Source organism: Bacillus sp. AR13-1, from assembly GCF_008042285.1.
In the GTDB taxonomy this organism is placed as follows: Bacteria; Bacillota; Bacilli; order Bacillales; family Bacillaceae_G; genus Bacillus_A; species Bacillus_A mycoides.
The window spans coordinates 347,262-365,130 of sequence record NZ_QNUA01000007.1 but is presented as its reverse complement, the minus strand read 5'-3'; the positions used below and the strand labels follow the sequence as shown (position 1 = coordinate 365,130).

Sequence of the window (17,869 nt, the reverse complement as noted above, 5' to 3'; positions counted from 1 at the left end):
ATAGAATTATTACGTATTGGAGGCTAATTATGATTAGTGATTTAAAAGGAGAAGCACTAGATTCACTAGAAGGAAAATGGGGCTTAGCTGTTGGGGCAACATTACTTATTTCGATTCTTATTTCAGCTTTTAGTTTTAGTGTTGATTTCATTTTCTCTCAGGTTTGGGATTGGAAAGAAGTAGATAACTCACTTTCAGTAGATGTTATTACAATATTGATGGTAGGTCCATTAACGCTAGGTGGTTATTGTTTAGCACTATATATAATTCGTGAAAAAGAAGCGCGTATTGGGCATATATTCAGATGGTTTACGGAAGGAAGTAAGTTTATAAAGTCATTTTTATTATATATAGTAGTAAACATTTATATTTTCTTATGGTGCTTACTATTTATTATTCCGGGCATTATTAAATCATTTTCTTATGCGATGACGTATTTTATTATAAATGATCATCCTGAGTATTCAATAAATCAAGCTATTACAGAAAGTCGTCGTATGATGGCTGGACATAAGATGGAGTATTTCATTTTATGTTTAAGTTTTATTGGTTGGTTTATATTAAGTTGTATTACATTAGGGATTGGATTTTTATGGCTGATTCCATATTTTTATACAACGACAGCAGCTTTTTACGAAGAGATTGCAGAAGAATATTACGAAAAAAGAATTCCGACACTTTAAAAAACACCCAGTGTGAACTATTGGTTCATACTGGGTGTTTTTTGTAGGAATTTTATAAACTGTTTACTTGTTAGAGGTTTACTGAAATAGTAACCTTGCATGTATTTACAGTTGTTTTTTTGCAGAAACTTAAGCTGTTTTTCTGTTTCAATTCCTTCAGCAACGACAGAGAGATTTAAAGTATTTGCAAGGGAAAGGATAGTGGAAACGATGGCTCTTTCTTCAGGCCGATGATCGGCTAGTTGTGTAAATTCTTTTGGTACTTTTAATGTATCGATAGGGAAAATTGATAAATAAGCAAGAGAAGAGTAGCCGGTACCGAAGTCATCAATGGACGTTTGAATACCATATTCTTTTAATTGCTTTAGTCTCGATAATGTTTCTTTTTCATCAATCATCGCAATTCGTTCTGTTAGTTCAAGTGTTACATCTTTCGGGTCAATTTTAACGTCCTTTAGTATTTGTGAAATATTTTCGATTAATTGATTTTGTTGAAATTCTTTCGCTGATAAATTGACACTCATTTTTAAGTTTGTGTATCCAAAACTTTGCCATATTTTTAGTTGACGACAAGACTCTCGTAGCACCCAATGCCCAAGTGGGATGACCTGCGGAGTCTCTTCCACAATTGGAATGAACTCACATGGTGAAATGTCACCTAATAGTGGATGTTTCCAACGGATTAAAGCTTCGGCACCGATGATTTTATTCGTTGTAATGTCAACTTGTGGTTGATAGACGAGAAAGAATTCTTTATTTACTAAAGCAAGTGGTAAATCTTTTTCAATTCGAGCTTTTCGCTCCATTTTTTTATATAACTCTTTCGTATAAAGTGAGCTACCATTCTTTCCTTTATTTTTGGTTTCGTACATGGCCATATCAGCATGTTGTAAAATAGATAACGGATCTTCGCCTGCTTCTGGGTATATTGCAATCCCGATACTTGGCGAGATTTGTAAATGTTGATTTTCAATTTCGAATGGCTCATTCATAGATAGTACAATCATATCAGCTATTTTTTGTACATCTCTATCTTCTTTATAATCTTCTATAAGAATTGTGAATTCATCCCCAGCTAACCGAGCAAGTTTCATATTTGACGTCGATATTCGTTCTAGTCTTTTTGCTACAGCAATTAAAAGAAGATCTCCTACCCGGTGACCGAGAGTATCGTTAATAACTTTAAAACGGTCTAAATCGAGAAACATAACAGCAAAAGGTCTTTTTGATATTTTTGCTCGTGCAATTGCCTTTTCTAACTGTTGATGAAATGAACGGCGATTCGCAAGTTCCGTTAAAGTATCGTGATATGCTAGGAAATTAATTTGCTCTTGTTGCTGCTTGCTTTCTGTAATATCTTTAATCATTAAATAGGCCCCAGAAATATGTTCCTTTAAAAAGATGGGAACAGCTGTAACATGTAAGTAGTAAATATCTCTATTTTTATGATATGCCCGTATTTCTAAAGAAATAGATTTCCCTTTTTTCACGTGATGAAAGGCAGTAATGATTTCTTCCAAATCTTGTTCATACATAAGTGAATAGTATGGTTGGTTTAATAATTCATTCGTTTGATAACCGAGTAAAGTAGTTCCAGCGTTGTTCACATTGAGAAAATTACCGTACAAATCTAATGTGAAAATTGGATCTGGATGATGCTCATATAAAGATTTAAACATTTGTTGGTTATGATATAACTCATTTTTTTGTTCTACTAAATCTTCTGTACGTAGTTCGATTTGTTTCTCGAGTTCTAAACTGAATTGCATTTGTGCTAGCAATAATATTTTATTTTGTCTTCGAACTAACGTATGGCGTATGAGAACGAAGGCGAAAGTTACCATAAGTCCAATTACTACGATAGGTGCAAAAACATTTTCGACCAATATAAAAACAATAAGCATCACGACAGAAATATACGGTAATGATAATCGGATTGATTCACCAAATTGAGGCGTTAGTAATATTTGCTCTTGTTTTTCGGGGTCTTTTGTGTGAAGTATACAAGCGATTGCTACCAATAATAAGGTTACTTGATATAATGGAGCAACTGTGAACATAGAGTGCTCAGGCTGGAAGTATTTTATATAAGCATAAATAGAATCCGTAGTAGCATACAAAATTAAAGCACTGCCAAGAAGAGCACCAACTTGCTTTGGTAGTAAGGATAATGGTCTGAATAAAAGGTTGATTCCTATTAAAAGAAAGAGTAGATCAGCCATTGGATACGTGAGTTGAACAAACATGTCGATATATGATGTTGTAAAAATATGAATGGTTCTTTCAATAAGTAAATAGTAGCTTAAAGTAAATTGAGCAGTAACAATAATACAAATATCACATATCGTAAAAAGCTGTTCCAATAAATCTCGGCCATAAATAATTTCATATAGAAAGGCAAATGCAAAGCTAATTAAAAATAATAAGTAAAAAAAGTCTGATGGATCAACGAATGTATAGTAGTCATGCAGAATTAAGCGTTGATAAGCAACTACTATATCGCCGATGAAATAAGAGAAGGATCCGATAGTTAATGTTATCCAAAACAAACGAGATAACCCTTGTTTTATATTTGAAAAATAAAATATATAACTGCAAATTGTAATATCAATTAATATGGTACTTATTCCAGTTAATATTTGAAATGGGAGTGCGTACTCATATAAAACGGACATTGATACGTAATGAATAGCTATATACAATAATGAAATGCTTATAAGAATACTTACATGTGTTTGTTTTTTCATTTATATCACCCACTGTATATACATAAGAACCACCTTTTTGTAGTTTATGTTTTTTATGATTGCTTGAAAACATATAGAATTTCTATATTTATTTTACACATTTATAATGAGTTGTAAAAATAGATTTGCTCAGCAAGTATTAATTGTTGTTTCTGTTCCCAATATATCGACATAGGAATTTGAAGTTTGCTATAATGAATTAAATAGTTGCATTATTTAGAAAAATTTAAAAATAATAAATAATGCAAGTAAGACATATTGTTTACTATGTGAACTTGTTCTTAATTCAGGGGGGAGGGTTTCACAATGGCAAGTGTATATGAAAATAGTTATATGATCGTTTTGATTTTCTTGCTATTAGGTATATTGCTGCCGGTAGTGGCTCTTACATTAGGGAAAATGCTGCGTCCAAACAAACCGAGTGCAGCGAAAGCGACGACGTATGAGAGTGGAATTGAGCCTTTTCATGATGCAAATATTCGGTTTCATGCTCGTTATTACATTTTCGCTTTATTGTTCGTCATCTTTGATGTAGAAACTTTATTTTTATACCCATGGGCTGTTGCATATGACAAGCTTGGTTTATTTGCACTGATTGAAATGCTCATTTTTGTTGTGATGTTGCTAGTTGGATTAGCGTATGCTTGGAAAAAGAAGGTGTTACAATGGTTATAAATTTTGAGGAATTACACCCACAGGAGCGAGCGGAATTAGAAAGGAATATCTTTTTTTCTACATTGGAACAGTTGAAGGGATGGGCGCGGAGCAACTCTTTATGGCCGATGACATTTGGACTGGCATGCTGTGCGATTGAAATGATGGGAGTAGGCTCATCACATTACGATTTAGATCGATTTGGGTCATTTTTTCGGACTTCACCAAGACAATCGGACGTCATGATTGTGTCAGGAACGGTAACGAAGAAAATGGCACCTATTGTTCGGCGCCTATATGATCAAATGCCTGAACCGAAGTGGGTAATTGCGATGGGATCTTGTGCAACGGCCGGTGGTCCGTATGTGAATTCGTATGCTGTTGTGAAAGGTGTAGATCAAATTGTACCAGTTGATGTGTATATTCCTGGATGCCCTCCAAATCCTGCTGCTTTAATTTATGGAATTAATAAATTAAAAGAAAAAATTCGTTACGAGGCGAGGACCGGGAAGCAGGTGACGAATAAATGAGTGATCTAAATAAAGACTTAGAAAGTATGAAAAGAGAAGCAGCCCGTCATGCGAAAGAGGAAGCGCGAAAACGTCTTGCTGCGAAACATGGGGCGGAAATGTCTAAACTTGAAGGAGAACATCGAGAAAAAGAGAAAGCGCTACCAAAAGATAAGGAGATTAATGTAGAAGAAGCGAAGGTGGAGGCTGCAGCAGCTGCAAAAGCAAAAGCAGCGGTATTAGCGAAGCAAAAGCGAGAAGGATCAGAAGAAGTAACGGACGAAGAAAAAGCCAAAGCGAAGGCAAAGGCCGCAGCAGCTGCAAAAGCAAAAGCAGCGGCATTAGCGAAGCAAAAGCGAGAAGGCCGCAGCAGCCGCAAAAGCAAAAGCAGCGGTATTAGCGAAGCAAAAGCGAGAAGGATCAGAAGAAGTAACGGACGAAGAAAAAGCTAAAGCGAAGGCCGTAGCAGCTGCAAAAGCAAAAGCAGCAGCGTTAGCGAAGCAGAAAGCCTCACAAGGTGAGGGGGATTCTGGAGATGGGAAAGCAAAGGCAATTGCAGCCGCGAAAGCGAAAGCCGCTGCTGCGGCAAGGGCAAAGGGATCTGTAAATAAGATAGAAGACGAACCGCAGCAGGAAGAACCATCAGTTAACCAACCATATTTAAATCGCTATGTGGAGGTTGTTAAGGAGAGGGTAGGAGGATATGCATTAGTAGATTCCTATATTAATAAGCTTTCAAAAGATGTTCCAACTCTTGTGGCGGAGCCTTCGAAATATTATGAAGTGATGGAATTAATGCGATTCCATGAGGGGCTTGCTTTTGATTATATGTCAGAGCTACATGCGACAGATTTTGTGACACATATGGAAGTATACGTTCATTTATTTTCATATGGAAAGAAACAGTCAGTAGCAGTGAAGGTAAAGCTCGATAGGGAAGCGCCGCAAGTAAAATCGGTGACGCCGCTTTGGAAAGGGGCAGATTGGCCGGAGCGTGAAACGTATGATTTGCTCGGTATTGTATTTGAAGGTCATCCTAATTTATCCCGCATTTTAATGCCGGATGATTGGGTGGGGTATCCGCTTAGGAAGGATTATGAACCGTATGATGTGGAGGTGTAGCTTGTGATCCGTACGGAAGAGATGCTCTTAAATGTAGGGCCGCAGCATCCGAGTACACATGGTGTGTTTCGGCTTGTGATTAAGATTGACGGAGAAATTATTAAAGAGGCTACACCGGTTATCGGATATTTGCATCGCGGAACAGAAAAGATAGCTGAGAGCTTGCAATATACACAAATTATCCCGTATACAGATCGAATGGACTATTTATCAGCAATGACGAATAATTACGTCCTTTGCCACGCTGTAGAGACGATGATGGATCTTGAGATTCCAGAGCGTGCTGAATATTTACGGGTGCTTGCGATGGAGCTTGGGAGAGTTGCGAGCCATCTCGTCTGGTGGGGAACGAACCTGCTTGATATAGGAGCGGTTAGTCCATTTTTATATGCCTTTCGTGAACGAGAGATGATTATAAATTTATTAAGTGAATTGTGCGGTGCAAGGCTTACTTTCAACTATATGAGAGTCGGCGGCGTGAAGTGGGATGCACCAGACGGCTGGATTGAAAAGGTGAAAGAGTTTGTTCCGTATATGAGAGAGCAGTTGGAAGGGTATCACGACCTCGTTAGCGGAAATGAAATTTTCTTAAATCGTGTGAAAGGCGTTGGCGTATATAGCGCGGAAGAGGCGATCTCGTATTCTTTAAGTGGCGCAAATTTGCGGTGCACGGGAGTCCACTGGGATCTTCGCAAAGATGAGCCGTATTCTATTTATGATCGTTTTGACTTTGATATTCCTGTTGGGATCTCGGGAGATGCTTGGGATCGCTACGTTTGCCGGATGGAGGAAATTGAGGAGTCATTGAAAATTATTGAGCAAGCAGCCGAACAGTTCCCGAAAGACGGCGCTGTGCTGGCGAAAGTGCCGAAAATTATTAAAGCACCTAAGGGAGAAGCGTTCGTCCGTATAGAGTCACCGCGGGGAGAGATTGGCTGTTATATTGCTAGTGATGGAAAGAAAGAGCCGTACCGCTTGAAATTTCGTAGACCGTCTTTTTATAATTTGCAAATCTTACCGAAGTTATTGAAAGGTGAAAACATCGCCAATTTAATTACGATTTTAGGTGGGGTTGATATTGTACTTGGGGAGGTTGACGGCTAATGATTGAGACGCTCTTACAATCACCTTCAAGCTGGACGAATTTCTTCATTTTTTTCGGATTAGCGGTGCTTCTATTATTTGCAGTCCTTGGCTTCGTTACATACGGTATTTTGGCAGAACGGAAAGTGATGGGATTTATGCAAGGGCGGATTGGACCAAACCAAGTTGGGGGCCGGTTCGGTTTACTCCAAACGGTAGCTGATGTTTTGAAACTATTATTAAAAGAAGATAGCATTCCGAAAGCTGCTGATAAACCGTTGTTTATATTAGCACCTGTTATTGCATTCGCACCAGCATTTATGGTACTTGCGGTTATCCCATTTACTGATAAATTTCAGTTCGCGGATATTGGCGTAGGGTTACTGTATTACATTGCTGTTTCTGGGATTACGACGATCGGCGTCGTAACTGGGGGATGGGCATCAAATAATAAATATTCCCTTTTAGGAGGGATGCGTGCGGCAGCGCAAATGATTTCTTATGAGATTCCACTTGTGATGAGTGTAATTGGCGTCGTTTTGTTAGCTGGTAGTCTTAACTTGAATGAAATTGTAGCGGCGCAGGAAAAGGTATGGTACATTTTCGCACAGCCAATCGGTTTCGTCATTTTCTTAATCGCTGCAGTTGCAGAGTTAAATAGGACACCGTTTGATTTACCCGAAGCGGAGTCAGAACTTGTTTCAGGATACCATACGGAATACTCAGGTTTTCGCTGGGCGTTTTTCATGCTTTCAGAGTATGTGTATTTCTTCGGGATGTCATCTTTAATTACAGTACTCTTTTTAGGAGGCTGGAATCCAGTTATGTTCCTTGGGTTTATTCCAGGAGCCGTATGGTTTGCTTTGAAATTCAGCAGTGTGGTCTTTCTATTGATTTGGTTCCGCGTTACGTTCCCGCGCATAAGAGGTGACCAGTTAATGGAGTTTGGTTGGAAAGTATTATTACCAATCGCACTTGCAAATATTTTCTTAACGGCATTGATTAAGGAGCTATTCTTCTAATCTATAAAGGGGGTGCCAGTAAGAGATGAAAGGACTATTTAAAGGGTTAAAATATACGCTTAGTAATTTGAGTAAGAAAAAGGTGACGTATGATTATCCAAATCAACCGTTGCCATTACCAGACCGATTTCGAGGTATTCAAAAGTTTTATCCAGAGAAATGTATTGTTTGTAATCAGTGTTCCAACATTTGTCCGACAGATTGCATTCAATTAACAGGAAAAAAACATCCTGATCCTACGAAAAAAGGGAAAATTATCGACACGTATGATATTAATTTTGAAATTTGTATTCTTTGCGATTTATGTACAGAAGTTTGTCCGACAGAGGCGATTGTAATGACAAATAACTTTGAACTTGCAGAGTATTCACGTGATGATTTATTTAAAAATCTGCAGTGGCTTGACGAGAACGACGAGAACATCAGGAAGGAGAATAAAGCATGAACGGCGAGTTTGTAGCTTTCTTTATATTATCCTTGTCTGCGATTATCGGCGGCGTTCTTATGCTGAATTTAACGAAAGTAATGCATATGATGCTGGCCCTTGTACTTACGTTCCTTAGCATTGCGGGTTTGTACTTTCTCTTATCAGCCGAATTTATCGGAGTGGCACAAATTTTACTTTACTCTGGTGCAATCACTATTATTATGATTTTTGGCATTATGTTAACGAAACATAACGCGGAAAATGAATCGCGCCTTACTCTTCGAAAATGGATTATCTTCTTTGCGGTTGTAGCATTTGGAGCAGTTATGTATTTCGCTGTTAATAGTATCGATTTTTCAAATCAAAGCACACAAGGAAGTTTACCTCTCCATGAAAATAACACACTTCAAATCGGTACACTTCTCTATTCAAAATATATTATTCCATTCGAATTAACCTCAGTTATTTTACTTGTAGCACTTGTAGGAGCGATTATCCTTGCGAAGAAGGATGAGGGAGAGGAGGATTCCCATGAGTAGCGTTCCGGCTTCTGCGTATTTAACACTTGCGATTATTTTGTTTTGCATCGGCTTATTTGGAGCTTTAACAAAGCGAAATACAGTAATTGTACTAGTTTGTATCGAATTGATGTTAAACGCCGCCAATTTAAATCTAGTAGCGTTTAGTAAATTAGGCTTGTTTCCGAATTTAACAGGACAAATTTTTTCGCTGTTTACGATGTCTGTAGCGGCAGCGGAGGCAGCGGTAGGTCTTGCAATTTTGATTGCTTTGTACCGTAATCGCCCGACAGTTCATGTAGATGAGATGGATACGCTCAAAGGATAGCATTGTGACCGAAAAGGGGGAAGGAAACAATGATCGATTATGCATGGCTCATACCGCTTTTCCCGCTTGTTTCGTTTTTGTTACTTATTGTGTTCGGGAAGAAAATTAGAGAGGGAAGTAGTGTACTAGGTATTTTCTTTACCTTTCTCTCCTTTATATCCGCGGTAGTGGTACTAATAGAACGATTTTCATCCGAGGCAGTGAAGCATAAGTGGGTATGGCTTAGGGTAGGAGATATAGACATATCATTTGGTTTTGAAGTTACCGCATTAGGGGCTTTAATGTTGTTTATCGTTACACTTGTGAGTTTTCTTGTACATGTGTACTCAAAAGGTTATATGAAAGGTGACACCAGATTACCAACCTTTTATGCATATTTAGGGCTCTTTACCTTTGCGATGCTTGGGCTAGTTATATCGACGAATTTATTACAGCTTTATATATTTTGGGAGTTAGTCGGCCTTGGTTCGTTTTTACTTATCGGTTTTTATTTCTTTAAAGAAGAAGCGAAGGCTGCTGCGAAAAAGGCTTTTATTATGACACGCATTGGGGATGTTGGGCTATTTATTGGGATGATATTAATTTTTTGGCACGCAGGTAGTTTTGAATATGACGCGATTTTTAAAGCGATTCATACGGGCGACCTCTCTCCTTCTATGATTACAATAACGGCGATATTAATTTTTATCGGTGCGATGGGGAAATCGGGTCAGTTCCCGCTTCATACATGGTTGCCAGATGCAATGGAAGGACCGACGCCTGTTTCGGCGCTTATTCACGCGGCAACGATGGTTGCAGCCGGCGTATATTTAGTAGCGACGATGTTCCCGCTATTTTCAGCAAGTGCGGTAGCGATGCAAACTGTGGCAATCGTTGGGGCTTTCACCGCAATCTTTGCGGCCTCTATCGGTCTAGTGCAAACAGATATTAAGAGGGTTCTTGCTTATTCTACAGTTAGTCAGCTCGGGTATATGATGCTTGCGCTCGGCTCGGCTGGTTATGTAGCTGGTATCTTTCACTTAACGACACACGCCTTTTTTAAAGCATTATTGTTCCTGGCAGCAGGAAGTGTAATTCATGCAGTCCATACGCAAAACATTAATAAAATGGGCGGTTTACAGAAAAAGATGAAAGTAACCGGTGCACTATTTTTAATAGGCACACTTGCAATTAGTGGTGTTCCTCTTCTTTCCGGATTTTTTAGTAAAGATGAAATTTTAGCGGCGGCTTGGATGAATGGCAATTACTTTCTATTCGTTTTAGCAGTAATTGCGGCATTTCTAACAGCATTTTATATGTTCCGTCTATATTTTCTTGTCTTTACGGGGGAAACGAAGACGAAGGAAGAGGTGCATGAATCGCCTCGCACCATGACGTATCCGATGATTGTCCTTGGTGTTCTTGCGGTAGTGGCAGGTTATATAAATACACCGTGGTTCGGGACGTTTCTTGGGGATTGGCTTACGAAAGATATAGGATTCCAGGTGAAGGAAGTGCATGGACCTGTTTGGATTATGGTTGTTGCGACGCTCGTTTCATTTGCGGGAATTGCCCTCGCATATTTCATATATGGCAAGAAATCTATCTCTAGAGATTGGGCCGGCGGAGAAGGGACGTCTTTTTATAACCTTTTGAAAGAAAAATATTATGTGGATGAACTATACAATGCGGCAGTACTTCCTATTACGAAAGGAATCGCTCATGTGCTTCGCTTATTTGAGGTATACGTTGTAGAAGGAATCGCAGTTTTAATTGCTGGACTCGTTAAAGGTATGAGTGGACTAGGATCGCGGCTTCAAAACGGGAATGTACAAGTGTATGGAACTGTAACAGCAGTTTCGCTCGCAGTGCTCCTAATTATTTTGTTATATACGGGAGGGGATTTACGGTGAATGGATTGCTATTAACGTTCTTCATTTTTTCCCCGCTTTTAGGAATTCTCTTGCTTTTATTAACGCCGAAACGAGAATCGCGTACAGTGCAGGCGCTTGGTTTATTCGGAACGGCGCTTCCATTTGGAATTGCTATCGTCCTTGCTTGTACATACGCTTCAGGAAAGAGCTTATCGATATTTGATGAAAAGGTGAAATGGATTCAATTTGGGGATTTCACAGCAGTGGACAAAAGGTGGTTTTCAATTTATTACGAGCTCGGCATTGATGGTTTATCGCTTGTAATGATGGTGCTCACAGCCCTTCTAGCGATGCTTGCAGCAATTGCGGCATTTTCTATTAAAAGAAATTTGAAAGCATTCTACATGCTGTTACTCATGTTAGAAATAGGTATGCTCGGTGTCTTCGCTGCTCAAAATTTAATGTTGTTCTTCATGTTCTTTGAGATTACGTTGCCACCAATGTTTTTATTAATTGGCAAGTGGGGGAAATTGTCGAGTGAAAAGGCTGCATATAGTTATTTAATATATAACGGTATTGGATCAGCTATTTTACTTATCGTTTTCTCGGTTTTATTTGCGAAAACAGGTACAACAAATATTGCGGAGCTTAAAGAAATATTAACGAGTGTAGGTGCTGGGAGAGAAATGGCCGTCTCAAGTAGCGTACAGTTCGGCTTGTTTCTTGCCATAATGATTGCTTTTGCGATTAAACTCCCTGTTTTCCCTTTGCATCGCTGGATGGTCAATGTACACATAGAAGCGCATCCTGCTGTAGTTATGCTTCACGCGGGGGTTTTGCTGAAGATTGGCGCGTACGGTGTTGTTCGCTTCGGGAAAGGATTATTCCCAGAATATTTTCGTGATTTTGCAACGCTAATTGCGATTTTAGGGGTAATTAATTTATTGTATGGGGCCTTTCTAGCACTCATCCAAACGGACTTTAGAAAGGTACTTGCTTACTCTAGTATTTCGCATATGGGTATTGTATTAATGGGGCTTGCGGCGTTAAATGCACCAGGTACACAAGGGGCATTGTTCCAAGTTGTGTCTCACGGTTTAATTGCGGCCTTACTCTTCTTCTTGCTTGGCATTATTGAAGAGCGTTTCGGGACTTCGGATATTACAGCACTTGGTGGACTTGCCAAAAGTGTTCCGGTGCTTAGCGGTTTCTTCCTAGCGGGCGGTATGGCATCGCTTGGAATGCCAGGGATGTCCGGATTTATTAGCGAATTCCTTGCCTTTCTCGGTTTATTCCAAGGGAAACCTGTTATCGCCGCTGTCGGTGTAATTGGAATTATTTTAACCGCTGTATACGTATTAAGAGCGACACTTCAAGTGATATTTGGTAAGAAAGAATGGGAAGCGAAATTTGATATACACGGATGGGAGTACGTTCCTGTTATAGTGCTTATCGTTTGTATTATTGCAATTGGGGTAATGCCGGAACTACTAGGGGATCCACTTCAAACTACATTGAAAACATTGGGGGTGAAGTAGGATGGATATGAACACGTTACTTAGTTTATCATGGCATCTTATGGTACCAGAATTCATTATTCTCGGGGCAGCCATCCTTCTTTCCATATGTGATTTGTTTTTTAAGCTGAACCATAGGTACGTAGCGATTGGTGCAATTGCCGCTGCCTTGTTAGCGATAGTGTCATTAATGACGCTATATAGCGAACCGGCAGGAGATATTTTAAATGGATCGTTTGTACTAGATGGATTTTCAAAAGGATTTAAAACGTTGTTATTAGGCGGAGCAGCTCTCGTTTTATGTATGGCAATAAGCGATGACAAGAAGGAGCCTATTCAAGATAAAGGAGAATACTATTATTTGTTTTTAATGGCGCTTCTTGGAGCGATGTTCATGGCTTCTAGCGTTGATTTCATCACATTGTTCGTTGGTTTAGAGTTGCTTTCGCTTTCTTCCTATATTTTAGTAGGAATCCGAAAAAGAAACCGCGCATCGAATGAGGCTGCAATGAAATATGTCATTAACGGAGGAATTGGAACAGCAATTACACTCTTTGGAATGAGTTATTTATACGGTATTACAGGGTCGACCAACATAGTGGAAATGCAAAAGGTATTTACGCAAGGATTGGCTGGGGGCATTCAGTTATTGTTAGCTCTCGCATTTCTACTACTGCTCGTTGGACTCTCATTTAAAATTGCAACAGTGCCATTTCATATGTGGGCACCAGATGTGTATGAGGGAGCGGCTACACCTGTCACTGCTTTTCTCGGAACGATTTCTAAAATTGCTGGTTTTCTACTCATTACGCGTTTGTTTCTTATGGTGTTTGCAGGTGTGGCAATCCAAGGAGACGCACAATCTTTGTACGGGCGTATGAGTATATACATTGCGGTACTAGCTAGTATTACGATGATTGTTGGGAACGTAGTAGCATTAAAGCAATACAACGTAAAACGTCTATTTGCCTATTCAGGTATCGCGCATGCTGGGTATTTGCTAGTCCCTCTTGTAGCACTATCGCAGTTTACGATGGATAGTATGTGGTTTTATATGCTTGCATATATGCTTATGAATATAGGAGCATTTGCAATCATCCACGGATTAATCTTACAAAACGATAAGGGAAATATGACTATTTTTACAGGGTTATACAAGCGATCCCCATTTACAGCTATAGTGATGACGATCTTTATTTTATCATTAGCTGGAATACCGGGGACAGCAGGTTTCATCGGAAAAATTAACATCTTTTTAGGGGCACTTCATGTTGAGCCTGCTCATTACGTATTAGCTTCTATTATGATGGGGACAACAGTTATTTCATTCGTATATTACTTCCGGATATTACAGCAAATGTTTTTCCGCACAGAAGGGGCAGAAGAAAAGCTTCAGTTACCGTTAAATATAAAGATTGTCATGAGTCTTTGCGCAATTTCAATTGTAATACTAGGAATTATGCCGATGATTGGTTACAATTTCTTTTATGAACATTTTCCATTAATGAAGGATTTCTTCTTCTTGGGGAACGTGGTACAATAGTGGAAATAAAAGGTGTAGAGTCCGTACTCTACGCTTTTTATTTTGGAGTGACAGCAAATGAAAACGTCTATAGGCATATGTTTTCCGAGAGAAAATCACGATGTAAGATGCTTATTTGCGTTTGAAAAAGTGTGGCTCCTACTTATTTATGGTATCGTTTTTTACATTTTGCGTAAGTAGTAGCCAAGCAAAAAAAGGGGTCGATTTTTTGGCACATCTTTTAGGGCAACAAGCACTGATTGCCATTGTTTCGCATTTATTGTTTATTACCATTACGTGGTGGGCCTTACAAGGTATTCACATTGAGCGCTTAATGAAGTCTGGAAAAGTGATGCAGACGAGGGTATTACTTATCCTAATTACAATTGCAATTGGGACATCTGTAAGTAACTTTTTCCTTGATTATTTAGGCTATTCAAAGAGTTTAACGTATTTAGTAAAGTAAGTGTATAGAACCTCATATCTCCGTTAACAATGGGGATAGGAGGGGATGAAATTGAAGTTTAAAGCCATTCTTATTGTTATCGTAAGTGTTGTTTTATTTTTGGTTGGATATAAAGAGATGAAACCTATAAGCGATGAACAGAAAATGGAGAGCATGATTGCAGCTTTAGAGAAGAACGATGCAAAAGTAGAGCGGTGGTCATGGTTAGCGCGAGAAACGAAAACAATTTCTAATATACATACGTTTCAAAAACTGTTAAATGATGTGAAGGAAGAGGCAAACATCGAAAGTTGGGAATTAGAACAATCTCCAGATGGATATAAGGCTACATCCTATAAAAAATCTTCTTCACATGAAGAACGAATAGTAGTAACTTGGAGTAAGGAAAATACTAAAGAAAACACTTTTATTATTTTTGAAGTGAGCGGGGCGAAATGGGACCCGAAGTACGTTCAGAACATGGATAAAATTTTTAGTGAAAAACCTATAATTTACACTTGTGTTCAAGGTGTACTGAATGATAAGATTGAAGGTGTTTTGCAAAATAAAACCAATCAGGTTTTGAAAGATCTTTCAGCAAGAGCGATCGAACAGATAGAAGAAAGAGCATTTGTATCAGTCTCCGCATATAATAAAAAGTGGAATGACGCTCTTTCAACAAATAGAGAGAAAATAAATGTGCAAATAGCAATACGTTCTACAAACAACAAAGATACAATTGTGGTTGGCACACCGATCATAACTTCTGAGTATTGAGTGAATAGATACTGAAAAAAGGACACGGAGGGGAATAATTTGGAAAAGATCATCGTCCGTGGCGGAAAGCGGTTAAGCGGCACAGTGCGTGTTGAGGGCGCAAAAAATGCTGTATTACCTATAATCGCTGCAGCCCTATTAGCGAGTGACGGAAAAAATGTACTATCTGAAGTACCAGTATTATCTGATGTATACACAATTAACGAGGTATTACGTCATTTAAATGCTGAAGTCGTATTTGAAAATAACCAAGTAACAATCGATTCTTCTAAAGAATTAAACATTGAAGCACCATTTGAGTATGTACGTAAGATGCGTGCATCTGTTCAAGTAATGGGACCATTATTAGCACGTAACGGTCGTGCTCGTATTGCACTTCCTGGTGGATGTGCAATTGGTTCACGTCCAATTGACCAACATTTAAAAGGCTTCGAAGCAATGGGAGCGAAAGTAAAAGTTGGTAACGGATTTGTTGAGGCACACGTAGAGGGCGAACTAAAAGGAGCTAAAATTTATTTAGACTTCCCAAGCGTAGGCGCGACAGAAAACATTATGTCTGCAGCTACATTAGCAAAAGGGACAACAGTCCTTGAAAACGCAGCGAAAGAGCCAGAAATCGTTGACTTAGCTAACTTCTTAAATGCAATGGGAGCGAAAGTACGCGGAGCTGGAACTGGAACGATTCGTATTGAAGGCGTTGAAAAATTATATGGTGCAAACCACCCTATTATTCCTGACCGTATTGAAGCAGGAACATTCATGGTTGCAGCGGCAATTACAGGTGGAGACATCTTAATTGAAAATGCTGTGCCTGAACATTTACGCTCAATTACAGCGAAAATGGAAGAAATGGGTGTTAAAATTATTGAGGAAAATGAAGGTGTACGTGTTATCGGCCCAGATAAGTTAAAAGCGGTTGATATTAAAACTATGCCTCATCCAGGTTTCCCAACAGACATGCAATCACAAATGATGGCATTATTACTACATGCTGATGGAACAAGTATGATTACAGAAACGGTATTCGAAAACCGCTTTATGCACGTTGAAGAATTCCGTCGTATGAATGCTGATATTAAAATCGAAGGTCGTTCTGTAATTATGAACGGTCCAAGTAGCTTGCAAGGAGCTGAAGTTGGCGCAACTGATTTACGTGCTGCAGCAGCATTAATCTTAGCTGGTTTAGTATCAGAAGGTTATACTCGTGTAACAGAGTTAAAACATCTTGACCGCGGTTATGTAGACTTCCATAAGAAATTAGCTGCATTAGGTGCAACTATTGAACGTGTAAACGAAAAAGTAGAAGAAGTGAAAGAACAAGAAGTTTCTGATCTTCACGCTTAATTGAAGTAGTCTCTATGTCTTTTGACATAGGGGCTATTTTTTTTGGGTTATTACTGTTATAGTCAATAAATTCCATACTTATGCACGTCTCAGTGAAAATATTTAGAAAATTTTTGTTTTATTCCACTATTTGCGGTCAGTAAAACCCCACTGATTATAGTTTCACTTTATATCGATACCCCCAAGTATGTTCTAAAAGATCCCGTATTTCCATAAGAATGAAAGGAATCCAACTTTATATTGGGGGAATAGGATGAAATTTTCAAAGCCACTTTTCATTACAGTAGCGCTCTTAATAGCGCTCGTTATCATTGTACCTGCTGCTCTTGTTATTCCGTTTGCGAAAGCAAAAGTAGGGGAAGAAGCAGCTTCTAAAACTCCTCCAGCGATAGAAAGTATACCAGCTCCAGGGAAAGTGGATACAGCGGTTCAAGTTGCTGTATATCGTGATCAGCAGAAGAAGGTAGAAACATTACCTATGGAGGAGTATGTGGCCGGTGTAGTAGCTTCTGAGATGAATGCCAGCTTTGAAATAGAGGCGCTAAAGGCGCAGGCATTAGCAGCAAGAACATTTGTAGTGCAGCGTATGCTAAGCGGAGGTAAGAAAAACAATGCGGACGTGACAGATACAGTGAAAGATCAAGTGTACAAAAGCAAAGAGGAATTAAAGAAACAATGGGGTAATAACTACGAAAATAATTTAAAGAAAATTGAGGAAGCCGTTTCGAAAACCGCAGGACAAGTTTTAACGTATGATGGAAAACCAATTTCAGCATCCTTCTTCTCAACGAGTAACGGACGAACAGAAAATGCAGCTGATTATTGGGGAAATGATTATCCGTACTTGAAAAGCGTAGATAGTCCGTGGGATCAAGCCTCTCCAAAATTTACGAGTGAGCAAAAATTCACAGTAGCTGATTTTCAAAAACGTCTCGGTGTGAAAGTACTAGCAAACGGAAAGGTTGGTAATATTAAAGACCTTACGGAAGGAAAGCGAGTAAAGGATGTAGAGTTCCAAGGGAAAACATTAACAGGAAAACAAGTTCGTGAAAAGTTAGATTTACGCTCCTCAGACTTTACGTGGAAACAAGAAGGGGATAACATCACCGTTACAACGAAAGGATTCGGTCACGGCGTCGGTATGAGCCAGTACGGTGCGAATGGTATGGCAGCGGAAGGTAAGAAATATACAGAGATAGTCGCTCATTACTATAAAGGCATTGAAATAAAGACGATGAATGATTATGAAGGAAAATTGATGGTGAAGAAGTAGGTGTCAGGGGTTTCCTGATACCTACTTCTTTTTTGTTTAAAATAT

At 39.0% G+C, this 17,869-nt stretch carries 16 protein-coding genes and 1 pseudogene; 16 read left to right on the top strand and 1 reads right to left on the bottom strand.

The genetic code is table 11. From position 1 onward, the window contains the following. Positions 1–29 precede the first annotated feature (29 nt). Positions 30–683, top strand: coding sequence for a DUF975 family protein (locus tag DN408_RS06275; protein WP_002016276.1), 654 nt, complete (start codon positions 30–32; stop codon positions 681–683). Between the two features lie 17 nt (positions 684–700). Here the strand turns inward: DN408_RS06275 and DN408_RS06270 are convergent, their stop codons facing one another. Further along, on the bottom strand, positions 701–3,430 hold the full coding sequence (locus DN408_RS06270) for an EAL domain-containing protein (RefSeq protein WP_078178189.1): 2,730 nt from the start codon (positions 3,428–3,430) through the stop codon (positions 701–703). A gap of 306 nt (positions 3,431–3,736) precedes the next feature. On the opposite strand from DN408_RS06270, the gene nuoA reads away from it, so the two are divergent. The 15 genes and pseudogenes from nuoA to spoIID all read left to right on the top strand — a co-directional run bounded on the left by nuoA (position 3,737) and on the right by spoIID (position 17,824). Then, positions 3,737–4,105, top strand: a complete 369-nt coding sequence (nuoA, locus tag DN408_RS06265; RefSeq protein ID WP_000179270.1) for an NADH-quinone oxidoreductase subunit NuoA — start codon at positions 3,737–3,739, stop codon at positions 4,103–4,105. After that, the gene (nuoB, locus tag DN408_RS06260) at positions 4,096–4,614 is read left to right on the top strand and encodes an NADH-quinone oxidoreductase subunit NuoB (protein ID WP_002089729.1); all 519 of its coding nucleotides are present in this window, start codon (positions 4,096–4,098) and stop codon (positions 4,612–4,614) included. Before nuoA ends, nuoB begins: the two co-directional genes overlap by 10 nt. Next, positions 4,611–5,715 (top strand): annotated as a pseudogene (locus tag DN408_RS06255) (NADH-quinone oxidoreductase subunit C). The gene nuoB and the pseudogene DN408_RS06255 overlap by 4 nt, the downstream one beginning before the upstream one ends. A 3-nt stretch (positions 5,716–5,718) precedes the next feature. Further along, a complete protein-coding gene (gene nuoD, locus DN408_RS06250; protein ID WP_033731107.1) occupies positions 5,719–6,819 on the top strand; it encodes an NADH-quinone oxidoreductase subunit NuoD in 1,101 nt (366 codons plus the stop codon). Continuing rightward, positions 6,819–7,820 (top strand): NADH-quinone oxidoreductase subunit NuoH, encoded by a 1,002-nt coding sequence (nuoH, locus tag DN408_RS06245; RefSeq protein ID WP_002068471.1) that lies wholly within the window; start codon positions 6,819–6,821, stop codon positions 7,818–7,820. The genes nuoD and nuoH overlap by 1 nt, the downstream gene beginning before the upstream one ends. Before the next feature lie 25 nt (positions 7,821–7,845). Beyond that, the gene (gene nuoI / locus DN408_RS06240; RefSeq protein ID WP_002016193.1) at positions 7,846–8,265 is read left to right on the top strand and encodes an NADH-quinone oxidoreductase subunit NuoI; all 420 of its coding nucleotides are present in this window, start codon (positions 7,846–7,848) and stop codon (positions 8,263–8,265) included. After that, positions 8,262–8,786, top strand: coding sequence for an NADH-quinone oxidoreductase subunit J (locus DN408_RS06235; protein ID WP_001012819.1), 525 nt, complete (start codon positions 8,262–8,264; stop codon positions 8,784–8,786). The genes nuoI and DN408_RS06235 overlap by 4 nt, the downstream gene beginning before the upstream one ends. After that, a complete protein-coding gene (gene nuoK / locus DN408_RS06230; RefSeq protein WP_000100081.1) occupies positions 8,779–9,093 on the top strand; it encodes an NADH-quinone oxidoreductase subunit NuoK in 315 nt (104 codons plus the stop codon). Before DN408_RS06235 ends, nuoK begins: the two co-directional genes overlap by 8 nt. Before the next feature lie 29 nt (positions 9,094–9,122). Then, positions 9,123–10,985 carry an NADH-quinone oxidoreductase subunit L gene (gene nuoL, locus DN408_RS06225; RefSeq protein WP_002130047.1) on the top strand — a complete coding sequence of 621 codons (1,863 nt, stop codon included), beginning with the start codon at positions 9,123–9,125 and terminating at the stop codon, positions 10,983–10,985. Then, a complete protein-coding gene (locus DN408_RS06220) occupies positions 10,982–12,484 on the top strand; it encodes an NADH-quinone oxidoreductase subunit M (protein ID WP_078178187.1) in 1,503 nt (500 codons plus the stop codon). The genes nuoL and DN408_RS06220 overlap by 4 nt, the downstream gene beginning before the upstream one ends. A gap of 7 nt (positions 12,485–12,491) precedes the next feature. Continuing rightward, positions 12,492–14,006 (top strand): NADH-quinone oxidoreductase subunit NuoN, encoded by a 1,515-nt coding sequence (nuoN, locus tag DN408_RS06215; RefSeq protein ID WP_078178201.1) that lies wholly within the window; start codon positions 12,492–12,494, stop codon positions 14,004–14,006. A 208-nt stretch (positions 14,007–14,214) separates the two neighbouring features. After that, complete coding sequence (locus tag DN408_RS06210) at positions 14,215–14,451, top strand: DUF1146 family protein (RefSeq protein WP_002016201.1); 237 nt, start codon at positions 14,215–14,217, stop codon at positions 14,449–14,451. A gap of 51 nt (positions 14,452–14,502) precedes the next feature. After that, positions 14,503–15,207, top strand: coding sequence for a YwmB family TATA-box binding protein (locus DN408_RS06205; RefSeq protein WP_002139032.1), 705 nt, complete (start codon positions 14,503–14,505; stop codon positions 15,205–15,207). Between the two features lie 39 nt (positions 15,208–15,246). Continuing rightward, the gene (gene murA, locus DN408_RS06200; protein WP_002068497.1) at positions 15,247–16,551 is read left to right on the top strand and encodes a UDP-N-acetylglucosamine 1-carboxyvinyltransferase; all 1,305 of its coding nucleotides are present in this window, start codon (positions 15,247–15,249) and stop codon (positions 16,549–16,551) included. A 253-nt stretch (positions 16,552–16,804) separates the two neighbouring features. Next, entirely contained in the window at positions 16,805–17,824 is a 1,020-nt protein-coding gene (gene spoIID / locus DN408_RS06195; RefSeq protein WP_002035202.1) for a stage II sporulation protein D, read from the top strand. Positions 17,825–17,869: the final 45 nt, after the last annotated feature.

What these genes read in the sequence shown, in the direction of transcription:
- spoIID (WP_002035202.1), top strand. Translation starts at nt 16,805, where the DNA reads ATGAAATTTTCAAAGCCACTTTTCATTACAGTAGCGCTCTTAATAGCG.
- nuoB (WP_002089729.1), top strand. Translation starts at nt 4,096, where the DNA reads ATGGTTATAAATTTTGAGGAATTACACCCACAGGAGCGAGCGGAATTA.
- nuoH (WP_002068471.1), top strand. Translation starts at nt 6,819, where the DNA reads ATGATTGAGACGCTCTTACAATCACCTTCAAGCTGGACGAATTTCTTC.
- nuoN (WP_078178201.1), top strand. Translation starts at nt 12,492, where the DNA reads ATGAACACGTTACTTAGTTTATCATGGCATCTTATGGTACCAGAATTC.
- nuoA (WP_000179270.1), top strand. Translation starts at nt 3,737, where the DNA reads ATGGCAAGTGTATATGAAAATAGTTATATGATCGTTTTGATTTTCTTG.
- DN408_RS06235 (WP_001012819.1), top strand. Translation starts at nt 8,262, where the DNA reads ATGAACGGCGAGTTTGTAGCTTTCTTTATATTATCCTTGTCTGCGATT.
- nuoK (WP_000100081.1), top strand. Translation starts at nt 8,779, where the DNA reads ATGAGTAGCGTTCCGGCTTCTGCGTATTTAACACTTGCGATTATTTTG.
- DN408_RS06275 (WP_002016276.1), top strand. Translation starts at nt 30, where the DNA reads ATGATTAGTGATTTAAAAGGAGAAGCACTAGATTCACTAGAAGGAAAA.
- DN408_RS06270 (WP_078178189.1), bottom strand. Translation starts at nt 3,430, where the DNA reads ATGAAAAAACAAACACATGTAAGTATTCTTATAAGCATTTCATTATTG.
- nuoI (WP_002016193.1), top strand. Translation starts at nt 7,846, where the DNA reads ATGAAAGGACTATTTAAAGGGTTAAAATATACGCTTAGTAATTTGAGT.
- nuoL (WP_002130047.1), top strand. Translation starts at nt 9,123, where the DNA reads ATGATCGATTATGCATGGCTCATACCGCTTTTCCCGCTTGTTTCGTTT.